Origin of the sequence: Sagittula sp. SSi028 (genome assembly GCF_048553715.1) — a bacterium.
In the GTDB taxonomy this organism is placed as follows: Bacteria; Pseudomonadota; Alphaproteobacteria; order Rhodobacterales; family Rhodobacteraceae; genus Sagittula.
The window spans coordinates 46,786-67,043 of record NZ_JBLZNC010000007.1 but is presented as its reverse complement, the minus strand read 5'-3'; the positions used below and the strand labels follow the sequence as shown (position 1 = coordinate 67,043).

The window sequence follows — 20,258 nt, the reverse complement described above, 5'->3', positions numbered from 1 at the left end:
GATCGACATGACAGACCGTTCCAAGGGAAGGTCGCGCGGGGTCTGGGGCCTCCTGCTGATCATGGCCGTGCTGGCCGGGCTTTCATTCATGCTGGCACCGCCTTCTGCCCCGCCGCAGGATGCGCTGGATCTGGCTGCCGCGCGGGAGGCAACGGGCGGGGCGCAAACGCTTGAGGATATTCTGCGCCGTCAAGAAGGGCAAAAGATCGACGACAGCTTTCGGTCCAGCAACACAGGCGGCGATGCCGTGCCCCCGCGCGAGATGTCGCCGCTGGGCAATGCCTCGGATTCGGACCTGTGGCGTGCCATCCGCTATGACAAACTGCCCGATGCCCGTGTCAGCACCAATACCGAAGTCGGCCAGGTCATGATCCAGGACGGCGGCATGCCGTGGCTGACATTCCGGGCGGGGCCGCTGCGCACCTATGGCGGATGGCTGTTGTTGGGCACCATCGGCCTGCTGGCGGTGTTCTTTGTGCTGCGTGGACGGGTCATGATCGAGGGTGGCAAGACCGGCCATACGGTCGAGCGGTTCAAACTGCTGGAACGTGTGGTGCATTGGATGACGGCCTCGTCCTTTGTGCTGCTGGGCTTTACCGGCCTGTTCACCCTGTTCGGCCGGAAATTCCTGATCCCGTTGATGGGCCATGAGGCGAATTCGTGGCTGCTGACCGGATCGAAATACATCCACAACAACGTCAGCTGGGCCTTTATGCTGGGCATCGTTTTGATGTTCGTTATGTGGGTCTGGCACAACATTCCCAACAAGCTCGACCTGATCTGGTTCAAGCAATACGGCGGCATCGTGGGTGACAATCACCCGCCTGCGGAGAAATTCAACGCAGGCCAGAAGATCATCTTCTGGTCGGTGGTGCTGTTCGGGACGTCGGTGTCGGTGTCGGGCCTGTCGCTGCTGTTTCCGATGGAGCTGCCGCTGTTTGCCAAATCGTTCCTGCTGGCAAATGATCTCGGCGTGCCGTCCTTGTTGGGGATGGACCCGCTGCCGGTGAACCTTGCCCCGCAAGAAGAGATGCAGCTTGCCCAGTTGTGGCATGCGATCATCGCTTTTGTCATGATGGCCATCATCATCGCCCATATCTACATCGGCTCGGTCGGTATGGAAGGGGCCTTTGATGCCATGGGGTCGGGTCAGGTGGACGAGAACTGGGCTGTGCAGCACCATTCGATCTGGTACGAAAAGAAGGTGGCCGCGGGCGAGGCATCCGCCCCACCCGAGGCGCTGAAGTCCCACACACCGGCGGAGTGATCCGCCACGCTCAGGCGGGCGATGGTTTTGCTTTGGTTGGCCTGTCCCGCCACCGCGCAGGAATATGCCAACCAAAGGGCACGGCGGTCCCATCAAGGGGCTTGCTGTGGCGTCTGACGGGCAGATCGCCACCGCCCCGCTGTGACAATGCAGTGGGGCTGTGGCCTTCGCGACTTTTGGTGAGTTGGCCGAAACAGGCCACAAAGGAAGGTGAGAGATGAAGGCAGTGTTGCTTGGGATTCTGGCGGCGGCGGTGATCGGGACAGGGGCTTGGTTCGGTCTGAATGCGCTGAACCTGTCGACGGCGCAAACCCATGCGGATGATCGCAGCGTCCGGATCGACTGATGGCAGAGGACTACGGCAGCGATTTGGCAGGCGCGCAGGTTCTGGTCGTCGATGACGAGCCGGGCATGCGCAACTTCCTGTTCAAAACGCTGCAGCCGCGGGTCAAACGTGTCGAACTGGCCGCCTCACCTGACGAGGCCTCGGCCAAGCTGGACGAATGCCATTTCGATCTGGTGATCCTCGACAACGTGATGCCGCGCAAGACCGGTCTGGAATGGGTCGCAGAGCAGCGGCGGCTGGGCTTTATGGCGGAAACCATCCTGATTACCGCCTATGCCGATCTGGAAACGGCCATTGCGGCGTTGCGCGCGGGGGTTTCGGATTTTGTGCTCAAGCCGTTTCGCGCCAACCAGATCCTTGGCTCTGTGGCGCGCACGCTGGATCGCAAATACCTGCGGCGGGACAATACGCTGCTGCGGCACGAACTGAACCACGACGGTCAGGGCAAGCTGCTGGGCACATCGCCCGCGCTGACAGAGGTGCGCGGCCTGCTTAAAACGCTCGCCCCCCTGCCGACGCCGGTCTTGTTCACCGGCGCGTCCGGCACGGGCAAGGAGTTGGCCGCGCGCACCCTGCATGGGCTGTCTGATCGTGCCGAACGCCCCTTTGTGCCTGTCAACTGTGCGGCCATCGCGCCTGATACCATCGCACAGGAACTGTTCGGCGTGAACGGGCCGGGCGATGATCTGAAACCGGGGCTGTTCTTACTCGCGGACGGGGGGACGCTGTTTCTGGACGAGGTGGCGCAGATGCCTGAGGTCGTGCAGGCGGCGCTGCTGCGTGTGCTCGAAGACCAGCGGGTGCGGCCCATCGGGGCCGAGCGGGAATTCCCGCTGAACCTGCGTTTGCTGTTTGCAACCAACGCCGATCTCGACGCCGCCGTGGCCAAGGGGCGTTTCCGCGCCGATCTGTATCACCGCATGAACGTGGTGCGCATCCATATGCCTGACCTGAAGGACCGGCTAGAGGATATCACCGAACTCTCCGCCCTGTTCATGCAGCAGTCGTCGACGACGCTGGGCCTGCCGATGTTGGAGCTTTCCGCAGATACCTTGCTGAAGCTCAGCCGCTATCACTGGCCCGGCAATGTGCGCGAGCTCAAGAACCTGATCGAACGCTCGGTGATCCTTGGCGGGTTTCCAGCGGAATTTGCCGGCGACTCAAAGGTGACTGGCGCGCGGGCTGTCGAGAATCTGGAGCAGGTGATGCAGCGCCACATCCTGCATGTTCTGGACCTGTGCGAGGGCAACCGGGCCGAGGCTGCGCGACGCTTGGGCGTGTCGCGCAAGACCATCGACCGTCGTCTCACAGCTTGGGAGGAATGAGCGCCCGCAAACCGTCGTAGATATTCGCCCGCTCCGGCAAGAGCGGCAGAATATCCGCCTGCAGCGCGTGGTAGATGTCGGGCTTGCCCGCGAATTGCCGCGCCTTCGGGCGGTTGTCGTCATCCAGCTCGGGGAACCAGCCGCCTTGGTTGTGGTCAATCAGATGCGCGTCGGCAAACTGCCACATCTTGTGGTACCATGCCTCGTCCTCTGCGGTGCCGCCGGTTTTCAACAAAGCGGCCAGAACGCCGATGGCCTCAGTCACGGGCCACCAGTATCGGTCTCGGATCGCGGGCTGGCCATCAAAGTCCAAGGTGTAGATCAGACCGCCGCCGCGGCTTTCGTCCCATGCATCGTGCAAGGCGCGATACACGATCTTGCGCGCGCCGTCCTCGACATCGGTTCCGGTCAGCGCCCCGTATTGCAGCCACAGCCGCGCCCATTCCACCGAATGTCCCGGCGTGTGGCCTGCCGGTCGGAACATCGGGTCACCCGCATAGGCGGGGTCGACCTGCCAGTCCGCCGTGTAATGTTCCGGAATGCGCCAATCATACTGTGGGGCGATGGTGTCCATAAAAAACGAAAGGATGCGCCCTGCGCGTTTAAGAAAATGCTTGCGGCCTGTCGCCTCGAACGCGGCAAGCAGGGCCTCCACCCCGTGCATATTGGCATTCATGCCGCGATAGCTGGAAAACGGGGTCCAGTCGCGGTTCCATTCGTCCGCGAACAGCCCGTGGTCTTCCTCCCAGAACCGTTGGGTCAGCACCTGATCGGCTTGATCCAACAGACCCAAAGCGGTGGAATGCCCTGCGGCATGGGCGCTGGCAGCGGCGAGCAGGACAAAGACATGCCCATAGGCCAGTTTGCGCCCGTCGCTGATGTCCTTGCCATCGCGCGCCCAGATATAGCCGCCATATTGCGCGTCGTGATGCCCCGCGCCCAGATAGCTCAGCCCGTGGGCGATCATATCGTCGCCCTTGTCCAGACCGGCCAGCTTGCCCAAGGCAAAGGAATGGATCATCCGTGTGGTGGCGTGCAGTTCCTGCACCTGTGTTGGACGGGGTGTGCCATCGACATCAAGTTGATGAAACCCGCCATCGGCGCGCAGGCTGTGGCGGAAAAACGCAAATTGACGGCGGGCGTCTTCGGCCAGAAACAAACGGTGGGTGTCGTCGTCCAGCCAGCGCGTGGCCTGTGGCGAAGCAAGCAACATTGGGGGTCTCCTCAGGCGTTCCAGCGCACGGTGCCCAAGCCGGTCAGGTCGTATCCACCCATCCGGTCCGCCCGTGCCTGCATGGCCTCTGATTGGCAGAAAACCATCAGACGTTGCAATGGGGTGTCGAACCACGCGCGACGGTTTACGATCAGATCATAGCGTTCCTCGATCAGCGGGACGAAGGGCAGACCAAAATCGCGGGCCACGGATTCCAGTCCCAGCGTGGCGCAGGCCTCGCCCCGTGCCAGCGCCTGAACCGCTTCGGTTTCCGTGCGCGCGATGTCTGTGTGTTCAAGGCTGTCGAGCGACAGTCCCGCGTCACGGGCAAGCTGTGCGAACAGCACGTCGCTGCCGGATTCGGGCTGTCGGGGCACGATCCGCCGTCCGGCAAGATCACCCATGCCTGTGATCCCCGTCGCATCGCGGCCCAGAACCAATCCCCGCGCCCGCGTGGCAAAACGCACCAGAACGGCGTTCTGCCCCGCGCAATCCCGCGCCACGCGCGGCGTGTTCCATTCGCGGCCCTCCGGGTCGAGAAGATGCAGCCCCGCAGCCACCCCTTCACGGCGGCGAAAGCGGGCAATCCCGTCAGAGGAGCCGTCGAAGTATGTGGCAAGGCCACAGCGGGATTCACGGATCGCCCAATCCAGCAGGGGATCGTGGCTGCCCAACATCACCGCAGGGCGCGGCGGTTTCGACACCGCGCCGCTGGAATGTGTGTCCAACCACGCCCGAATGCCTGCCACCGGAAACAACAGCTTGCCCGTGGCGCGGGTGCAGGGGACCTCGCCCGTGGCGGCGAGGTCGTAGATCTTGCGATCCTTCAGGCGCAACAGCTCGGCCAGTTCCGGAACTGTCAGGAATTCATGCTCTGCCATTGGCCCTCCTTAACCCCGGTCGGGACCGGCATGCCCGCCGACCTAGCTACCTTGTTCGGGCGCGTTGGGAAAGAACAGCTGTTGTCCGTCCACCTGATAGGCGGCGATGGCCTCTTGGCCCGGCGGTGACAGCAGCCAATCGGCAAAGACGCTGGCTGCGTCGAAATTCACCTGCGGGCAGGCCTCGGGGTTGACCGGAATGACGCCGTATTGGTTGAACATCGCGTCATCGCCCTGCACCGCGATCTGGTAGTCCTGTTTGTTGCCAAAGCTGATCCAAGTGGCGCGGTCGGTCATCACATAGGCGCCCATGCCCAGCCCGGCGTTCAGCGTAGCCCCCATGCCCGATCCGGTCTCGCGGTACCATGTGCCGGACCCCGCAGCGGGGTCGACGCCCGCGTCTTGCCACAACGCCAGCTCTTTCTTGTGGGTGCCGCTGTCATCCCCGCGCGAGGCAAAGAGCGCGCCGCTTTCCGCCAACGTCGACAGGGCCGCTGTGACATCCGTGCTGCCTGCGATCCCTGCGGGGTCATCGGCGGGGCCGACAATGACGAAATCGTTGTACATCAGATCCGTCCGCTGGGTGCCAAAGCCATCCGCGACAAAGCTTTCCTCGGCGGGTTTGGCGTGCACCAGCAGCAGATCGCCATCACAATTCGCCGCGTTTTTGATTGCCTGACCCGTGCCGACAGCCACGACATTCACGGTGATGCCGGTGGCGTCGGTGAAGGCGGGCAGCAGGTGGTCATACAGACCGGAATTGGCGGTCGAGGTGGTGGATTGCACGATAATCGACCCCTCTGCCGCAAGGCAAACAGAGGGCGTCGCCAGCAGGGCTGCCAGCGTCAATTGTACAAGCTTCATGATGTCTCCCAATCGGTTAGTGGGTCACACGACAATCCTGCCGTTGATGAAATCCCGCGCCGCAGCGCTGCTGGGACGGGGAAAAAACTGAATGGCGGGGCTGTGTTCCATGACCTGACCGCGATGCAGGAACACCACATCATCGGCCAGTCGTCGGGCCTGCCCGATGTCATGGGTCACAAGGATGACCTTCACGCCGCTGGCACTGGCCTGCGCGATGATGCCTTCGATGGCCATGACCGATGCGGGATCAAGGCTGGCGGTCGGTTCATCCAGCAACAGCGCCTCTGGCGACAGGGCCAGCGCGCGCGCCAATGCAAGGCGCTGTGCCTCTCCGCCGGACAGGGCGCGCGCCGGTTGGCGGGCCTTGTCCGCAAGGCCTACGTGTTCCAACAGCGCGGGCCCAAGGCTGCGGTCGCGTCCCCGCGCCTTCAGGACAAAATCAATATTGGCGGCGACCGAGCGGCGCAGCAGGACGGGTTTCTGGAACACCAGCGCTTGGCGCGCTGTGGCTTGCGCGGCGGGGGTATCACCCCAGTGGACCTGCCCGCGATCGGGGGCCTGCAGTCCGTGCATCACCCGCAGCGCCTGCGTTTTGCCCGTGCCGTTCGGCCCCATCAGCACGGTGATGCCGGGCGTATCAAGCGTAAGGTCAAGATCCTGTAGCACCCGCCGACCGCCAAGGGTCAGGCCGACACCGCGCATCCGCAAAGGCGGGCTGCCCCGCTGGACCACGCCACTGAGCATCCCGAGATCACGCATGCGCGGCCTCCGGCGTGGTGTCGCGCAGTCGCAGCAACTGGACGGCGGCATTCACGGCCAGCGCGATGAACATCAAAACCACACCCAGCGCGAGCGCGAGCGCCAACTCCCCCTTGGAGGTTTCCAGCGCAATGGCTGTGGTCATTACGCGGGTCAGATGGTCGATATTGCCGCCAACGATCATGACCGCGCCGACCTCGGCCACAGCGCGCCCGAACCCGGCCAAGGCGACGGTCACAAGCGCGGCGCGCGCATCCCACAAAAGCGCTGACATGGTTTGCCACGGGGTCAGGCACAGCGACCGGAACTGGTCGGCGTATTCGGCATGCAGGGTTTCCAGAACCTGCCGCGACAGGGCCGCTACGATGGGCGTGATCAGAATGGTCTGTGCAAGGATCATCGCGCCGGGGGTATAGAGAAGTCCAAGAAACCCCAGCGGACCTGCCCGCGACAATGCGAGGTACACCAGCAGCCCCACCACCACCGGCGGCAATCCCATCAGCGCGTTGAGCAACACCAAGGCCGCGCCGCGCCCGCGAAACCGGCTGACCGCCAGACAGGCCCCCAAAGGCAGGCCGATCAGGCAAGCAAGCAGACAGGCGGACAGGCTGACCTGCAACGACAGGCCGACGATCTCCAGAAGATCGCCCGAAGGACGCAGCACCAGCCCAAAGGCAAGCGCGAAGGCCTCTCCGAAATCCTGCATATTCTCCGACCTTTCGGCTGTCTCCCTTGGGCCAAAACTACCTGTGGCAGAGCGCTCTCTGCAAGGGAATGCTTGTCCATAGCATGTTCTATTGCAGAGCGACGCTTGGACAAGCTGTCCGGCGAAAATACCTGTGAGGGAAATTATGCAAGATTATGCGCTGGGGAAGTCCGGTTTGCGTTTTTCCAGAAAGGCCGCCAGCCCCTCGGCCGCTTCAGCGCCGTAGCGCGCGCGGTTGATGCCGTCCGCCTCCAGCGCGAGATGGGTCAGCAGATCGTTGCGGGGGGCTGTGTTGACCTCGTGTTTGATGGTGGCGATGGCCTGTGCAGGACCGCGGGCGAGACGGGCGGCCAAGTCAGTGGCCTGCGCCAATGCCGCGCCCTTGGCCACCACTTCGTTGACCACGCCGAATTGATGCAGCCGTTCCACCGGCATCGGACGCCCGAGCAGACACATCTCCATCGCCAGTTGGCGGGGCAGGGCGCTGCGCAGGAAATGGGTCGCGCCGCCATCGGGGGACAGGCCCACCTTGACATAGGCAATCACGAGCGAGGCCCCCTCCGCCGCGACGATCATATCGCAGGCCAGCGCCAGCGACGCCCCGGCACCAGCCGCGCCCCCCTCCATCGCGCAGATCACCGGCACCGGCGCATCATGCACCGCGCGTATCATGGCGTTCAGCGCATCCGTACCGGCAGCGGACTGCGCACGGGGGCGCGCAGCGCTTTCCTTGAGCTTATGGATGTTGCCGCCGGAGCAGAAATAGCCCGCCGCGCCGGTGATCACGATGGCCCGCGCGCCCTGCAAAGGCGCGTCGATAACCGTCGCGCGCAATGCGTCAAACTGTGGTCCGCTGATCGAATTGCGGCTTTGGGGGCCGTTGATCGTCAGGGTCAGGACCGGCCCGTTCCACTGGCTGTCAATAGATGATTCTGTCATGCTTTTCCTCCCGAATGGGAGGCAGTCAAACCCCAAGCCGCCCTAAGTGCAAGCTATCGCAGCGTCTTTCTCATCTCTGGTGTGGGCCAGCAGGTGGCGGGCTGGCCGCTGGCCTGTTGCCATTTGCCGATGGACCGGCGGGTTTTGAACCCCGCCAAACCGTCCGCGCCGCCCACGTCATGGCCCATCCGTTCCAGCGCGCGCTGCATCTGCGCCACGTCTGACCGCAACAGCGCGCCCGTTTGCCGCCAAGATCCGTTGAAATCACCCATCCCGTATTGGATGCGGTCGCCCACGTGGCCAACAAACAGCGCATAGAGATCGCTGGTGTTGTAATCCTTGAGTACATAGAAATTCGGCGTGACGATAAAGGCCGGACCATAGCGACCTGCGGGCATAAGCAGGGACCCCTTGGCCCGCAATTCCGCCGCCGGAAAGGTCTTTCCGCCCACACGGGTGATGCCCATTTTGACCCAATCCGCGATGGGGCGCATGCCGTCGGGACCTTCCATGGCGCAGCTGACGGAACTCGGGACCTCGACCTCGAACCCCCAGTCCCGCCCGCTTTGCCAGCCATGGGCCTGCAGGTAGCGGGCAATCGACGCGATGGTGTCGGCCTCGGACTGCCAGATGTCGGCCCGTCCGTCGCCATTGCCATCGGCGGCGTATTTCAGAAAGTTCGAGGGCATGAACTGCGGCTGCCCCAATGCGCCCGCCCAGCTGCTGCGCATTTGACCGGCGGGGGCGTGTCGGGCCTCGGCGATTTGCAGCAGGGCGATCAGCTCATCGGTGAAATAAGGGGCGCGGGTGGACATGAAGCCCTTGGTGCCCAGTACCTCAAAGGCGTTGTGCGGGATCGGCGCCGCGCCATAGGCGCTTTCACGGCCCCAGATGCCCAGAATGATCCGCCCCGGCACGCCATAGGTCTGTTCTGCGCGTGCCAAGGCCTGCGCATGGCGCGCGGCCATGCGGCGCCCCTGCGTGGTCGCGCCATCCAGCCCGCCACGGCTGAAATACTTGGCAGGATTGCCGAATTCCGCCTGCCGTTGGCGCTGTTGTTTGGGCGGGGCTGCACCGGGGGGCACCAGATCAGGCAGATCCCAGTTCAGCCGCACCCCGTCAAAGGCGTTGCGAAACGTGCCTTGCGAGACACCGGCGCGGCGCGCACGCGGCCAGACCGTTTGGGTAAGCCAGTTCTGATACTGCGCCTCAACCGCTGCGCGGTTTTGCGCATGGGCGGGCAGAGCGCAGATCCACAGACACAGACAGAACACAACACGGGTCAACATCATCGGCATCCAATCCATCTTGCGGGTGCATGCAGCCTAGCGGCTGGACACCTGCGCCGCATCCGTAAAATGCCGCGCCGCCCCTGCGACGTTCTAACCACCGGACAAATCGGGCGCGTGGTTTATTGTCTGGTCCGAGCCTGCCGTTTGGTCGCGCAGGTGCATCGGTGGATTTTCCGCGCCGCGCCATTAGATGTGCAAGGACAGCGCAATCGTGGCGGCCGGACGGTCCCACAGGTGCGGAAGAAACAGGAAACCGAAAGGTACGTCATGATCAAGCAAGCAATCGCCGCCAGCTTTCTGGCCGTCCTCCCCGTGATGGGTCTGGCCGAAAGCCACGCCGTGCCCGGTGACGCCGAGGCAGGCGAGCGTGTGTTCAACAAATGCAAAGCCTGCCATCAGGTCGGTGAAGACGCCAAGAACCGCGTGGGCCCGGTGTTGAACGGCATCGTGAATGGCCCCGTCGGCGCGGTCGAGGATTTTCGCTACTCCAACGTGTTCCAGGAGATGAACGCAGAGGGCAAGACTTGGACCCCCGAAGAGCTTGCAGCGTTTCTGGAAAAGCCGCGTGATTACGCGAAGGGGACAAAGATGGCCTTTGCCGGTCTGCGCAAAGAGGAAGAGCGCACCAACGTGATCGCCTACCTTGCGACCTTTGGTGAGGCGCCTGCGGAATAATCTGCCGCCAGATTAGGTATCGCCCCGTTCCGGTTCAGCCGGGGCGGGGTTTATTTTTGGGTCAGTGTCAGATCGGCGGGGATGCTTTGGGTGGCAACCAAACGTCCGTTGGGCAGGTCGTTGTGTTCCAGCTTGGTCTGGATGTCTGCCGCGCTCAGGCCGTAGCCGTTCCAGCGGGCGCGCAAACGGCGGGCAAGCTCTGCCTCCGGCACGTCGATCATCACGGTCAGATCGAACATCGGGTGCAGGTCGGTCCACGGGTGCTGGTTCAGCAGCAGGTAGTTCCCTTCGACCAGAATGATGGGGGTGTCGCGCGCAATCAGCCGGGCAGACCCGCGTGAAATTTCAAGATCGCGGTCAAAAACCGGAACGGCGACCGAGCCCTCATTCGCGTCGCGCAACCTGCGCAAAACGCTGAGCAATCCGCCTGTGTCGAAGGTATCGGGCGCGCCTTTCCACGGATGGCGCCCGCGCGCGTGCAGGACCGCATCGTCATAGTGAAAGCCGTCCATCGGCAGGATCGCGGTCGCATCGGGCATTTGCGCCTGTATGCGTTGGGCGAGACGCTCCACCGTGGTGCTTTTTCCCGATCCGGGCGCGCCTGCGATGGCGATAAATGTGCGCCGTCCTTCAGCGGCGAGCGATATGGCGCGCGCCGCAAGATCATCCAGCGTGGTCGCGGTGGTTTTTGTCATGGCGCGGTCTTTCAGTCGTTGTCGTCAATGGGTTGGCCCGCGCGGTGCAACGCTTCGCTGAGCGTTGCGAGCACCTCCGCGCGGCGAGAATCGGGGCGCTGGACCACGCCCAGCCTGCGATGCAGCGGCGGCGCGCCAAAGGGAAACCATCCCAGCGATGAGGTCAACGCATCCTGCAACGCCACATACGGAATGATTGCAAATCCCAGCCCCGCCCGCACGCAGCCCACCACGGCCGTCATTGTGTTGACGGATACGACCTGTCGCGGGGTCACGCCGAGCCGTGCAATCTCTGTATCGATCTGGCGCGCTAAGGGGACACGCGTGCGGTAGCGGATGTAGGGCACATGGCGCACCAGTTGCTCAAGCGTCTTGCCCGACACGCCCGGCGGCATGACCACCACCAGCGGCTCGGACACAACCGGCGTCCAGCGCAGGCTGGGCGGGACCGCCACGTGATCGGCCACCAGCGCCCCGTCAAGCTGCCCTGATGCGACCTCGGACATCAGTTCCTCGGACATGCCGATGCGCAGGCGAAAATCGAGCTCGGGGTAGCCCGATTTCACATCGGCCAAGGCGCGCGGAACGATGCTGCTGGCGCCGGTGCGCAGCGTGCCAAAGGCCAGCGTACCGCGCACCTCGCCCCCGGCGACGGTGGCCTTTGTCTCGCGGGCGATGCGGGTGATGGCGGTGGCCGCGCGCAGCACCTCTGACCCCTTCGTGGTCAGGGCGGGCGGACGGCGGGAACGGTCGAACAATTCGGCGCCCATCTCCGCCTCTAAAGCCGAGATCTGCTGGCTGACCGCAGAGGGCGTCAGATGCACAGCGCGGGCCGCTGCGGCAAATCCACCGTGCTGCACCACCGCAAGAAAGGTTTCGAGTTGTCGCGTGTCCATCACCATAAGTTAAGCAAATCTTACTTTAAAGGCAAATAATTCGCGCTTTGTGTAGGAAACTCTTGTGGTAGCGTTTTGAAATCACAAACAGGGCGGCGTACCGCCTTTCCTTACAGGGAGATATTCCATGACATTCCGCACCGGGCTCGCTGCCCTCTTTGCCGCTGCGACGGCGATTGCCACACCTGCCGCCGCACAGGATTATCCTGATCGCGCCGTCGAATTCATCGTGCCGTGGTCGCCCGGTGGCGGGTCCGACACGCTGATGCGTCTGGTGGCGGGCAACATCGAGCCCTACCTTGGCGTGGACATGCCGATCATCAATATGCCCGGCGTGGGCGGCACCGTGGGTCTGCGCGAAGTGTCGCGCCGCGATGCGGACGGCTACACCATCTCGCTGGTGCACGAAGGTCTGCTGGTTGCGACCGAAACCGGCGTCACCGATCTGGCATGGGACGATTTCGATCCGATCGCGCTGATGACCGCCTCGCCGCAGTTCCTCGTGGCGCATCCCACCGAAGACTACAGCACGTTCGAGGAATTCGTTGACTACGCCAAGGCGCACCCCGGCGAGATCACAATCGGCGTGACCTTGGGCGGTGTGCCGCATCTGCACGCGGCGATGATCGAACAGGCCTATGATCTGCAGTTCAAATACGTGGGCTACGAGGGCACCGGCGAACGCATTCGTGCGCTGGTCGGCGGCAATCTGGACATCGCCATCGGTGATATCTCGTCGTCGTTGCAGTTCGTCGAAAACGGCGATCTGGTATTCCTCGCCGCAGGCTCCACCGACCGTCTAGATGCTGTGCCTGATGTGCCGACATTTAAAGAGCTGGGCAGCGATCTGGAGCTGATGGTCACCCGTGGCATCGTCATGCCCGGCGGCGCACCCGAGGCCGCGCGCGCCACAATGGAGGCGGCATTGGAAGAGCTGTCCAAGGACCCGACCTACATTGAGCAGACCAATAATGCCGGTGCCGACGTAATGTTCCGCGGCCAAGAGGGCTATCGCGATTATCTCGCCGCACTCGACGCGACCGTGAAATCCCTGTCCGAGGTTCTTGCACCGTGAGCAACACGCCTGACACCAAGGTACGGGAGGCGGGCGAGATTGCCCGCCTTCTCAGCTACATCGTGATCGGGCTGGTGTCGGCGGCGCTATTTGTGTCCGCAGGTGCCATCCCCACATCGCGGTTTGAAACACTGGGCGCGGGCGCGTTCCCGCGCGCGGTCTTTGGCGCAATCGTCTTGGTGGCGGGCATTGCCATCGTCGACGCGCTGCGCAAGATCCCGCGCCACGCGTGGGGGGCCTTCGGGGCGCAGACCGCAGCCTGGGTCAAACGGCGGGCTTTGGTCTTTGTCTGCCTGATCGCCTTTGGCGTCTATATCCTTGCCATTCCTGTGGCGGGCTTTGAATGGGCAAGCCTTGTCTTTGTCTTCGGCCTGCAAATGGTGCTGATGCCGCGTGGACCTGTCACCGTGTCCATCGCGCTGGCCGTGGCGCTGGTCTTTTCCTTCGGTCTGAACTGGCTGTTCGCCGAAGGCTTTACCGTCTTCTTGCCGCGCGGAGTGTTCTGAGATGGCAGATTTTGCATCGGCAATTGCGCAGATTTTCACCCTGTCGACGCTGGTCTTTATGCTGGCGGGATCGGTTGCAGGCATCATTGCCGCTGCCATTCCGGGCTTTACCGTGACCATGGCGATTGTCCTGACCTTGCCGCTGACCTTCACGATGGAGCCGCTGCAAGGCATTGCGGTCATGCTGTCGGTCTATGTCGGGGGCTACACCGGCGGTCTGATTTCTGCCGCGCTTCTGGGCATTCCGGGCACCCCGTCCTCGGTTGCGACAACGTTTGACGCCTTTCCCATGGCCCGCAATGGAGAGCCGGGGCGCGCCCTGTCGCTTGGGGTCTGGGCGTCGTTTTTCGGCACCATCCTGTCCACGCTGGTTCTGATCGTCGCGGCACCGCCCTTGGCGATGTTCGCGGTCAAACTTGGCCCGTGGGAGTATTTTTCGCTGATCGTCTTTGCCCTGACCATCGTGGCAAGCCTTGTGGGCCAGTCCGTGGTGCGCGGTCTGCTGGCGGGTCTGATCGGTCTGGCCATGTCGACTGTCGGCACCGACCCCATCATGGGGCGGCCACGGTTCGATTTCGGGATCGAGATGCTGGAAACCGGCCTGCCGTTTCTGGTGGTGCTCATCGGGATCTTCGCGATCTCGCAGCTGGTGTCCGAGGTCGAGGACGCCGCATCGGTCCGGTCAGGCAATGCGCTGGTCACCGGCGCCATCGATTTCCAGACATGGAAAGTCATGCGCGAGGTGCTGATGCGTCCGGTCAACCTGATCCGGTCCTCTGTTGTGGGCGTTTTGATTGGCGCGCTGCCCGGTGCGGGCGGGTCCATCGCCAACCTTGTGGCTTATGATCAGGCCAAACGCGCCTCCAAAACGCCTGACAGCTTTGGCAAGGGCAACCCTGACGGGGTTGTGGCGTCCGAGGCGGGGAATTCGGCCACCGCAGGCGGCGGTTTGATCCCGCTGATCGGGCTGGGCATTCCCGGCTCTGCGGTGGATGCCATCCTGATGGCATCGTTGATGGTGCACGGCATTTCCGTAGGCCCCCGTCTGATCATGGATCACGGTGATCTGGTCTACGGCATGTTCATTGCGATGGCTGTCGCCTCGCTGATGATGCTGGTCGTGTCGGTGCTGTCGATGCGCCTGTTCCTGCGCGTGGCAGAGATCCCGAAATGGCTGATCGTGCCTGCGGTGATGGTTTGCTGTGTGGTGGGGGCGTTTGCGCTGAACAACCGCGTGACGGATCTGTACCTGCTGGCCGCGATTGGCGTTGTGGGCTACGCGCTGCGCGCGCTTGGCTATGCGCTGGCGCCGCTGGTTCTGGGCGTCATCCTTGGCCCGATTGCGGAAACCAATCTGCGCCGGGCGCTGATGACCGATGACGATCCTTTGCTGTTTGTCACCCGCCCCATCAGCCTGATTTTCCTGATTGCCGCCGTGCTTTCCATCGCATGGGCCGTGCGCGCGCACCTTAAATCTCGACACGAGAGGACTTCCGATGCAACTGCGTCATGATCCCGTCTACCCGTCCCGCCGGTCGCCCGTTCTGGCTGACAATGTGGTTGCAACCTCGCAGCCCCTCGCCACGCAGGCGGGCCTGACCATCTTGCAGCAGGGCGGCAATGCCGTTGATGCCGCCTTGGCCACCGCTGCGGTTCTGACCGTGGTCGAACCTTCGGGCAATGGTCTGGGCTCTGACGCCTTTTGCATCCTGTGGGATGGCAAAGAGCTGCACGGGCTGAATGCCTCTGGCCGAGCCCCTGCCGCCTGGTCGCCGGAGCGGTTTCCCGACGGGATGCCCGACACCGGCGTTGATACGGTCACCGTTCCGGGCGCTGTCAGCGCGTGGGTCGCGCTGTCGCAGAAGTTCGGCAAGCTGGGGCTTGCGACGGTACTGGCCCCGGCCATCGCCTATGCCGAGGATGGCTTTATCGTGTCGCCCACCATTGCGCGGCTTTGGTCCATTGCGGCGGAAACATTCGCCGACCACCCCGGTTTTGCCGAGACCTTCCTGCCGGAGGGGCGCGCCCCCAAAGCGGGCGAGCGGTTCCGCAACCCCGGTGCCGCGCGCACCCTGCGTGCCATCGCGGAAACCAACGGGCGTGCCTTCTACGAAGGTGAGATTGCTGAGGAGATCGCCAGTTTCATCCAAAGCCACGGCGGCGCACTGACGGTCGAGGATATGGCCGCGCACAAGCCCGATTGGTGCGGCACGATCAGCGCGGAATTCGGGGATACCGAACTGCACGAGATCCCGCCAAACGGGCAGGGGGTCGCCGCGCTCATGGCTTTGGGCATTCTGGAACACACGGATATCCGCTCCTACGGGCCGGATGATGTGCAGGCGATCCATTTGCAGATCGAGGCGATCAAGCTGGCCTACCGTGACCTGCATGCCTATGTCGCGGATCGCGACCACATGACAGAGATCGACGAGACCGCCCTGCTGGACCCGACCTATTTGAAATCCCGCGCGGCGCTGATCGATCCCACGCGGGCGGTGGACCATGGCGCAGGCGCGCCCAAACGCGGCGGCACCGTCTTGCTGAACACGGCGGATGCCTCGGGGATGATGGTCAGCTTTATCCAGTCGAACTATGCCGGTTTCGGGTCGGGCGTTGTGGTGCCGGGCACGGGGGTGTCGCTGCAAAACAGGGGCGCGGGGTTCAACACCACGCCGGGTCATGCCAATTGCGTGGCAGGTGGCAAACGCCCCTTCCACACCATCATCCCCGGCTTTGCGATGAAGAACGGCGCGCCGCTGATGGCCTTTGGCATGATGGGTGGGCCGATTCAGGCGCAAGGTCATGTGCAACTGTTGCTGCGCACACAGCTTTGGGATCAGGACGTGCAGACCGCCGCCGATGCGCCGCGTTGGCGCATGATCGACGGGCTGGATGTCGCCTGCGAACCCGCGATTGCACCCGAGGTGCTGGACGGCCTGCGCGCGCTCGGGCATCGGATCACCGTGGAAAGCCCGGACAATGCCTTTGGGTTTGGTGGGGCGCAACTGGTGCACCGCTTGCCCGATGGGGGCTATGCCGCCGGATCGGACCCACGTAAAGACGGGCAGGCCGCCGGATTCTGATCCGGCCCTGCGGGAGGACTTTGATGAACTATCTCAAACGCATCGGGATCGATGCCTACATGTTGCTGCTGTTGGCAACCGTCGCGCTTGGGCTGGTGCTGCCGGCCCAAGGGATCGCGGCGGACGCCTTGGGGTATGTGACATTCTGGGCCGTGGCGCTGCTGTTCTTTTTGTATGGCGCAAAGCTCGACACCGGATCGGTGATCGAGGGGATGACCAACTGGCGCCTGCAGGGGATGACCTTTCTGGCGACCTACGTGATGTTCCCGATTGTGGGCTTTGTGCTGGCGTGGCTGGCGGGTCCGGTGCTGGGGGCAACGGTGACCTTGGGGCTGCTGTTTCTGGCGGTGCTGCCCTCGACGGTGCAAAGCTCCATCGCGTTCACCTCCATCGCGGGGGGGAACGTGCCTGCGGCGATCTGTGCGGCGTCGGTGTCCAACCTGATCGGCGTGGTGCTGACCCCGCTGTTGGTGGCCCTGCTTTTGAAAACCGGCGAAGGCGGCATCAGCACGGATTCGGTGGTCAAGATCGCCACCCAGATCCTGTTGCCCTTTGTCATCGGCCAGATTGCCCGCCCGTGGGTCGGTGCGCTGGTCAAACGTCATAAGACGCTGACCACCGTTGTGGATCGCGGGGCGATCTTGCTGATCGTCTATTCCGCCTTCAGCGCAGGTACGGTGTCGGGTCTGTGGGATGCGATCCCTGTGACAACCTTGTTGTTGTTGATTGCGGTGGTCTGGGTGTTCCTTGCGATCACCATGGGGCTGATGGTCTGGACCGGTCGCCTGTCGGGGTTGCCTGCGCCCGACCGCGCGGTGCTGTTCTATTGTGGATCAACCAAAAGCCTCGCCTCTGGTCTGCCCATTGCAACCGCACTGTTCGCGGCCAGCGATGTGGGGGCCATCGTGTTGCCCTTGATGATTTACCACATGTCGCAGCTTCTGGTCTGTGCCTTTGTCTCGCAAAAGGCAGCGCGTGAGGCGGTGGCCGCCACTGCGTAAACGTGTTGGCCGGAGCGATTGGAGACCGCAACAAGGGATCGCTCCGGCCGGTCGTCCCAGATCAGCCGCGCTGCTGTTGCCCCGCAGGGGCACAGGCGGGCGGTACATTGCTCTGGGGCGAAACACAGGTCCCGCTTTCGGTGCCGTCACGCCCGTCAAAGCTGCAGGCATCGCCCGACTTTTTGTCCTGACAGGCTTCGATGGCCTCTTGCGGTGGGCGTTGCGGGCGTTGTTTGCTTTGCGCCAATTGGGTGCTGTCCAGAATGGTCATGTCGACCTGGCTGGTCAGAAAGGTCTGCTTGCCTGCGGCCCAGACGGGCAGGGCAGCCGCAGCCAAGGACGCGACGCTGCCAACAATCAGGATCGCGGCGATGGTCATGCGCATTTGGGTCTTGGGTTTCATCTGTATCTCACTCTCTCGATAGGGGCCGTTGGCCGTGGGCCAAGCATTAGCCCCCCAAAGTCGAGCGAGGTTGCAGCAAAGATGAAGCTAGCATGCAGAAGCGAATTTTTCTGCGACTGTGGTTTTGGCGTGGCCCCTCAGTCGGTGGTCTGCGGCTCATAGGCGTAGCCCACGCCGTAAACGGAGCGGATCGGGCTGAAATCCTCGGCCACTGCGGCCAGCTTGCGGCGGATGTTGCGGATATGGCTGTCGATGGTGCGGTCAAAGACATCCGCATCATCGGGAAACGCCAGATCAAGGATTTGCTCGCGTGAGAAAACCCGCCCCGGACGGGCCGACAGCGTATCAAGCAGGCGGAATTCCCGCGGGGTCAGATCAACGCGCTGCCCATCCACCGTGGCCCGCCAGCTTTCACGGTCGAGCATCAGGCGATCCACTTGCGTATCGGTGCTGCTGGGACGGCGGCGCAGCACAGCCTTGATGCGTGCCACCAGTTCGCGCGGCGAAAACGGTTTGCACATATAGTCATCGGCCCCCAGCTCCAGCCCCAGCAGGCGGTCGATCTCTTCGACCTTGGCGGTGGTCATGATGATCGGCACATCCGACGCCGCCCGCACCTGTCGACAGATCGTCAGCCCGTCCACTTCGGGCAGCATCAGGTCCAGAACCACCAGATCCACAGTGTCGGACAAGGCGCGTTCTGTGGCCTCCCCTCCCGTAGACAGGTGGGTGACCTGCATGTCAGCGGCTTCAAGATAGTCGCGCAGGATGTTGGCCAGCGCAATTTCGTCTTCGACGATCAGGATATGGGGGGCCATGTCAGGCTCCTAAGCGTTTGGGACCATCGGCATGTCGATCGTGATCCGCAGCCCGCCCAGATCTGAGCGGCTGGCAGAGATCGTGCCGTGGTGGGATTCAATCAGAGCGCGACAGATGGACAGGCCCAATCCGGCCCCGCCATGGCTGCGCGCGCGCGAGGTTTCGCCGCGTCGGAAGCGGTCGAACATGTCATGTAGCAGATCCGGCGGGGGACAGGGGCCAGTGTCCTCGACGATGATGATGGCGCGCCCTGCATTCGCGTAGCAATCCACGCGGATGACCCCGGGCGGATCGGTGTAGCGGCAGGCATTGATCAGCAGGTTGTCGATCACCTGACGCAGGCGCATGGGATCACCTGACACATACAGCGGGGCCATATCGCCGATCTGCAACTCATGGCCCGCCGCGTCCAGCCGCGCGGTGATGTCCTGTGCTGCGTCATGCAGCAGGCCACACATGTTCAGCGTGGTCGTGGCCAAGGGCAGGCGCCCCTCGTCACTGCGGCTGAGCAGGCTGACATCATCGGTCAGGCGGGCCAGCCGCATCACCGCATGGTGCATGCTGGTCAGCGCGGTGTCGTCGCAGGTCCGTACGCCGTCCTGCAACGCTTCGATCTGGGCGCGCAACACCGACAACGGGGTCTTTAGTTCGTGCGAGGTGTCGGAAATCCATTGGCGTTCGCGTTTGCGCTGCTCCGACAGCCGTTCTGCCAGCACATTATGGTCGCGCATCATAACGCCCAGCTCGTCCCGGCGATCGGACCCGAGCCGCGAGGACAGATCCCCGTCTGTCAGCCGCGCCACGTGGCGGCCAATGGCGCGGATGGGGTTGAGAAACTGGCGCGCTGTCAGCCCCGCGACCAAAGCGGCACAAAGCAGCGCAATCCCCGCGGCCACCGCGATGGCGCGCATCTGTGACGCCAGAAAGGCCGCATCGGCGGGCGCAGATGTCTCTCCCATCTGGGTCAGGCGCAGCTCGCCGATCCGCGCGCCTTGGTCGTTGCGGATCGTGCGGCTGACCCAAGGGGCATCCGGCTGGGGCTGACCGGAGACCAAACGTCCGTCGGCATCAAACAAGGCCAGCCGCTCTGGCAGCGGCTTTGGTCGGACATGGGGTGGCGTTGGCGGGCTACCGTCTGGCGGCGGGGGCGGCGCTGGGTCGGACAGTTTGAGCGCGCGCGCCCTTTGAACGCTGCGTTTGCTGGGGCGGGGCACATGGGTTTCGACGGTCGCGGCCCATACGTCGGGATCAGACAGGATGTCCCAGCTTTCAGGTTCATCGGCCAGAACGGTGGCCAGCGCATCGAATTGCGCGATCTCGGTTTCCAGCAAATAGGTCGAAAAACCCGACCGCATGGCATAGCCCACAGCAAGCGTCATCAGCATCACCGCGAACAACACGGGAAGGATGACGGCAAACAGCAGCTTGCCGGAAAAGGAGAGACGCGCCCAGATCATGCAGCCCACATAGTTGCGGATTATCGAAAGAGTGTGAACGCGTCTTTTTG

Annotated in this window: 21 protein-coding genes; 9 read left to right on the top strand and 12 right to left on the bottom strand. The window is 63.4% G+C overall.

Annotated elements, in window-relative coordinates; all coding sequences use genetic code 11:
- The first annotated feature begins 7 nt into the window (after positions 1-7).
- The 3 genes from ACN5AZ_RS14140 (at position 8) to ACN5AZ_RS14130 (ending at position 2,938) form a co-directional block, all read left to right on the top strand.
- The gene (locus ACN5AZ_RS14140; protein ID WP_419429684.1) at positions 8-1,267 is read left to right on the top strand and encodes a formate dehydrogenase subunit gamma; all 1,260 of its coding nucleotides are present in this window, start codon (positions 8-10) and stop codon (positions 1,265-1,267) included.
- Positions 1,268-1,484: 217 nt separating this feature from the next.
- A complete protein-coding gene (locus ACN5AZ_RS14135; protein WP_419429543.1) occupies positions 1,485-1,613 on the top strand; it encodes a hypothetical protein in 129 nt (42 codons plus the stop codon).
- Positions 1,613-2,938, top strand: coding sequence for a sigma-54-dependent transcriptional regulator (locus ACN5AZ_RS14130; RefSeq protein WP_419429542.1), 1,326 nt, complete (start codon positions 1,613-1,615; stop codon positions 2,936-2,938). Before ACN5AZ_RS14135 ends, ACN5AZ_RS14130 begins: the two co-directional genes overlap by 1 nt.
- Here ACN5AZ_RS14130 and ACN5AZ_RS14125 read toward each other — a convergent pair.
- From ACN5AZ_RS14125 to ACN5AZ_RS14095, 7 genes are all read right to left on the bottom strand, one after another.
- Positions 2,919-4,151, bottom strand: a complete 1,233-nt coding sequence (locus ACN5AZ_RS14125; RefSeq protein ID WP_419429541.1) for an AGE family epimerase/isomerase — start codon at positions 4,149-4,151, stop codon at positions 2,919-2,921. The two genes, ACN5AZ_RS14130 and ACN5AZ_RS14125, sit on opposite strands and share 20 nt — an antisense overlap.
- Positions 4,152-4,162: 11 nt before the next feature.
- Entirely contained in the window at positions 4,163-5,032 is an 870-nt protein-coding gene (locus ACN5AZ_RS14120; protein WP_419429540.1) for a substrate-binding domain-containing protein, read from the bottom strand.
- A 42-nt stretch (positions 5,033-5,074) separates the two neighbouring features.
- Entirely contained in the window at positions 5,075-5,896 is an 822-nt protein-coding gene (locus tag ACN5AZ_RS14115) for a substrate-binding domain-containing protein (RefSeq protein WP_419429539.1), read from the bottom strand.
- A gap of 24 nt (positions 5,897-5,920) precedes the next feature.
- Positions 5,921-6,658, bottom strand: coding sequence for an ATP-binding cassette domain-containing protein (locus ACN5AZ_RS14110; RefSeq protein ID WP_419429538.1), 738 nt, complete (start codon positions 6,656-6,658; stop codon positions 5,921-5,923).
- Positions 6,651-7,364: an ABC transporter permease gene (locus ACN5AZ_RS14105; RefSeq protein ID WP_419429537.1), complete on the bottom strand. Its 714-nt coding sequence runs from the start codon at positions 7,362-7,364 to the stop codon at positions 6,651-6,653. Before ACN5AZ_RS14105 ends, ACN5AZ_RS14110 begins: the two co-directional genes overlap by 8 nt.
- A 153-nt stretch (positions 7,365-7,517) precedes the next feature.
- Entirely contained in the window at positions 7,518-8,303 is a 786-nt protein-coding gene (locus tag ACN5AZ_RS14100) for an oxepin-CoA hydrolase, alternative type (RefSeq protein ID WP_419429536.1), read from the bottom strand.
- A 53-nt stretch (positions 8,304-8,356) separates the two neighbouring features.
- The gene (locus tag ACN5AZ_RS14095) at positions 8,357-9,592 is read right to left on the bottom strand and encodes a lytic murein transglycosylase (RefSeq protein ID WP_419429683.1); all 1,236 of its coding nucleotides are present in this window, start codon (positions 9,590-9,592) and stop codon (positions 8,357-8,359) included.
- A 270-nt stretch (positions 9,593-9,862) separates the two neighbouring features.
- On the opposite strand from ACN5AZ_RS14095, the gene ACN5AZ_RS14090 reads away from it, so the two are divergent.
- Positions 9,863-10,270: a c-type cytochrome gene (locus ACN5AZ_RS14090; RefSeq protein ID WP_419429535.1), complete on the top strand. Its 408-nt coding sequence runs from the start codon at positions 9,863-9,865 to the stop codon at positions 10,268-10,270.
- A 50-nt stretch (positions 10,271-10,320) separates the two neighbouring features.
- Here the strand turns inward: ACN5AZ_RS14090 and ACN5AZ_RS14085 are convergent, their stop codons facing one another.
- Both ACN5AZ_RS14085 and ACN5AZ_RS14080 read right to left on the bottom strand, forming a co-directional pair.
- Positions 10,321-10,965, bottom strand: a complete 645-nt coding sequence (locus tag ACN5AZ_RS14085) for a nucleoside triphosphate hydrolase (RefSeq protein ID WP_419429534.1) — start codon at positions 10,963-10,965, stop codon at positions 10,321-10,323.
- Between the two features lie 11 nt (positions 10,966-10,976).
- A complete protein-coding gene (locus tag ACN5AZ_RS14080) occupies positions 10,977-11,861 on the bottom strand; it encodes a LysR family transcriptional regulator (protein WP_419429533.1) in 885 nt (294 codons plus the stop codon).
- A gap of 127 nt (positions 11,862-11,988) precedes the next feature.
- Between ACN5AZ_RS14080 and ACN5AZ_RS14075 the strand changes: the two genes are divergently transcribed.
- The 5 genes from ACN5AZ_RS14075 to ACN5AZ_RS14055 are packed head-to-tail and all read left to right on the top strand — an operon-like array spanning position 11,989 to position 17,529.
- A complete protein-coding gene (locus ACN5AZ_RS14075) occupies positions 11,989-12,936 on the top strand; it encodes a Bug family tripartite tricarboxylate transporter substrate binding protein (protein ID WP_419429532.1) in 948 nt (315 codons plus the stop codon).
- Positions 12,933-13,442: a tripartite tricarboxylate transporter TctB family protein gene (locus tag ACN5AZ_RS14070; protein ID WP_419429531.1), complete on the top strand. Its 510-nt coding sequence runs from the start codon at positions 12,933-12,935 to the stop codon at positions 13,440-13,442. The genes ACN5AZ_RS14075 and ACN5AZ_RS14070 overlap by 4 nt, the downstream gene beginning before the upstream one ends.
- A 1-nt stretch (position 13,443) precedes the next feature.
- Positions 13,444-14,955 (top strand): tripartite tricarboxylate transporter permease, encoded by a 1,512-nt coding sequence (locus ACN5AZ_RS14065; protein WP_419429530.1) that lies wholly within the window; start codon positions 13,444-13,446, stop codon positions 14,953-14,955.
- The gene (locus tag ACN5AZ_RS14060; RefSeq protein WP_419429529.1) at positions 14,939-16,528 is read left to right on the top strand and encodes a gamma-glutamyltransferase family protein; all 1,590 of its coding nucleotides are present in this window, start codon (positions 14,939-14,941) and stop codon (positions 16,526-16,528) included. The genes ACN5AZ_RS14065 and ACN5AZ_RS14060 overlap by 17 nt, the downstream gene beginning before the upstream one ends.
- A 23-nt stretch (positions 16,529-16,551) precedes the next feature.
- A complete protein-coding gene (locus ACN5AZ_RS14055) occupies positions 16,552-17,529 on the top strand; it encodes a bile acid:sodium symporter family protein (protein WP_419429528.1) in 978 nt (325 codons plus the stop codon).
- Between the two features lie 61 nt (positions 17,530-17,590).
- Here the strand turns inward: ACN5AZ_RS14055 and ACN5AZ_RS14050 are convergent, their stop codons facing one another.
- From ACN5AZ_RS14050 to ACN5AZ_RS14040, 3 genes are all read right to left on the bottom strand, one after another.
- Positions 17,591-17,932, bottom strand: a complete 342-nt coding sequence (locus tag ACN5AZ_RS14050; protein WP_419429527.1) for a hypothetical protein — start codon at positions 17,930-17,932, stop codon at positions 17,591-17,593.
- A gap of 137 nt (positions 17,933-18,069) precedes the next feature.
- Entirely contained in the window at positions 18,070-18,750 is a 681-nt protein-coding gene (locus tag ACN5AZ_RS14045) for a response regulator (protein ID WP_419429526.1), read from the bottom strand.
- A gap of 9 nt (positions 18,751-18,759) precedes the next feature.
- Entirely contained in the window at positions 18,760-20,208 is a 1,449-nt protein-coding gene (locus tag ACN5AZ_RS14040) for an ATP-binding protein (protein ID WP_419429525.1), read from the bottom strand.
- Positions 20,209-20,258: the final 50 nt, after the last annotated feature.

Bases quoted from the DNA above. Each gene is read 5' to 3' on its own strand.
- ACN5AZ_RS14140 (WP_419429684.1), top strand. From the start codon at position 8: ATGACAGACCGTTCCAAGGGAAGGTCGCGCGGGGTCTGGGGCCTCCTG.
- ACN5AZ_RS14135 (WP_419429543.1), top strand. From the start codon at position 1,485: ATGAAGGCAGTGTTGCTTGGGATTCTGGCGGCGGCGGTGATCGGGACA.
- ACN5AZ_RS14130 (WP_419429542.1), top strand. From the start codon at position 1,613: ATGGCAGAGGACTACGGCAGCGATTTGGCAGGCGCGCAGGTTCTGGTC.
- ACN5AZ_RS14125 (WP_419429541.1), bottom strand. From the start codon at position 4,151: ATGTTGCTTGCTTCGCCACAGGCCACGCGCTGGCTGGACGACGACACC.
- ACN5AZ_RS14120 (WP_419429540.1), bottom strand. From the start codon at position 5,032: ATGGCAGAGCATGAATTCCTGACAGTTCCGGAACTGGCCGAGCTGTTG.
- ACN5AZ_RS14115 (WP_419429539.1), bottom strand. From the start codon at position 5,896: ATGAAGCTTGTACAATTGACGCTGGCAGCCCTGCTGGCGACGCCCTCT.
- ACN5AZ_RS14110 (WP_419429538.1), bottom strand. From the start codon at position 6,658: ATGCGTGATCTCGGGATGCTCAGTGGCGTGGTCCAGCGGGGCAGCCCG.
- ACN5AZ_RS14105 (WP_419429537.1), bottom strand. From the start codon at position 7,364: ATGCAGGATTTCGGAGAGGCCTTCGCGCTTGCCTTTGGGCTGGTGCTG.
- ACN5AZ_RS14100 (WP_419429536.1), bottom strand. From the start codon at position 8,303: ATGACAGAATCATCTATTGACAGCCAGTGGAACGGGCCGGTCCTGACC.
- ACN5AZ_RS14095 (WP_419429683.1), bottom strand. From the start codon at position 9,592: ATGTTGACCCGTGTTGTGTTCTGTCTGTGTCTGTGGATCTGCGCTCTG.
- ACN5AZ_RS14090 (WP_419429535.1), top strand. From the start codon at position 9,863: ATGATCAAGCAAGCAATCGCCGCCAGCTTTCTGGCCGTCCTCCCCGTG.
- ACN5AZ_RS14085 (WP_419429534.1), bottom strand. From the start codon at position 10,965: ATGACAAAAACCACCGCGACCACGCTGGATGATCTTGCGGCGCGCGCC.
- ACN5AZ_RS14080 (WP_419429533.1), bottom strand. From the start codon at position 11,861: ATGGACACGCGACAACTCGAAACCTTTCTTGCGGTGGTGCAGCACGGT.
- ACN5AZ_RS14075 (WP_419429532.1), top strand. From the start codon at position 11,989: ATGACATTCCGCACCGGGCTCGCTGCCCTCTTTGCCGCTGCGACGGCG.
- ACN5AZ_RS14065 (WP_419429530.1), top strand. From the start codon at position 13,444: ATGGCAGATTTTGCATCGGCAATTGCGCAGATTTTCACCCTGTCGACG.
- ACN5AZ_RS14060 (WP_419429529.1), top strand. From the start codon at position 14,939: ATGCAACTGCGTCATGATCCCGTCTACCCGTCCCGCCGGTCGCCCGTT.
- ACN5AZ_RS14055 (WP_419429528.1), top strand. From the start codon at position 16,552: ATGAACTATCTCAAACGCATCGGGATCGATGCCTACATGTTGCTGCTG.
- ACN5AZ_RS14050 (WP_419429527.1), bottom strand. From the start codon at position 17,932: ATGAAACCCAAGACCCAAATGCGCATGACCATCGCCGCGATCCTGATT.
- ACN5AZ_RS14045 (WP_419429526.1), bottom strand. From the start codon at position 18,750: ATGGCCCCCCATATCCTGATCGTCGAAGACGAAATTGCGCTGGCCAAC.
- ACN5AZ_RS14040 (WP_419429525.1), bottom strand. From the start codon at position 20,208: ATGATCTGGGCGCGTCTCTCCTTTTCCGGCAAGCTGCTGTTTGCCGTC.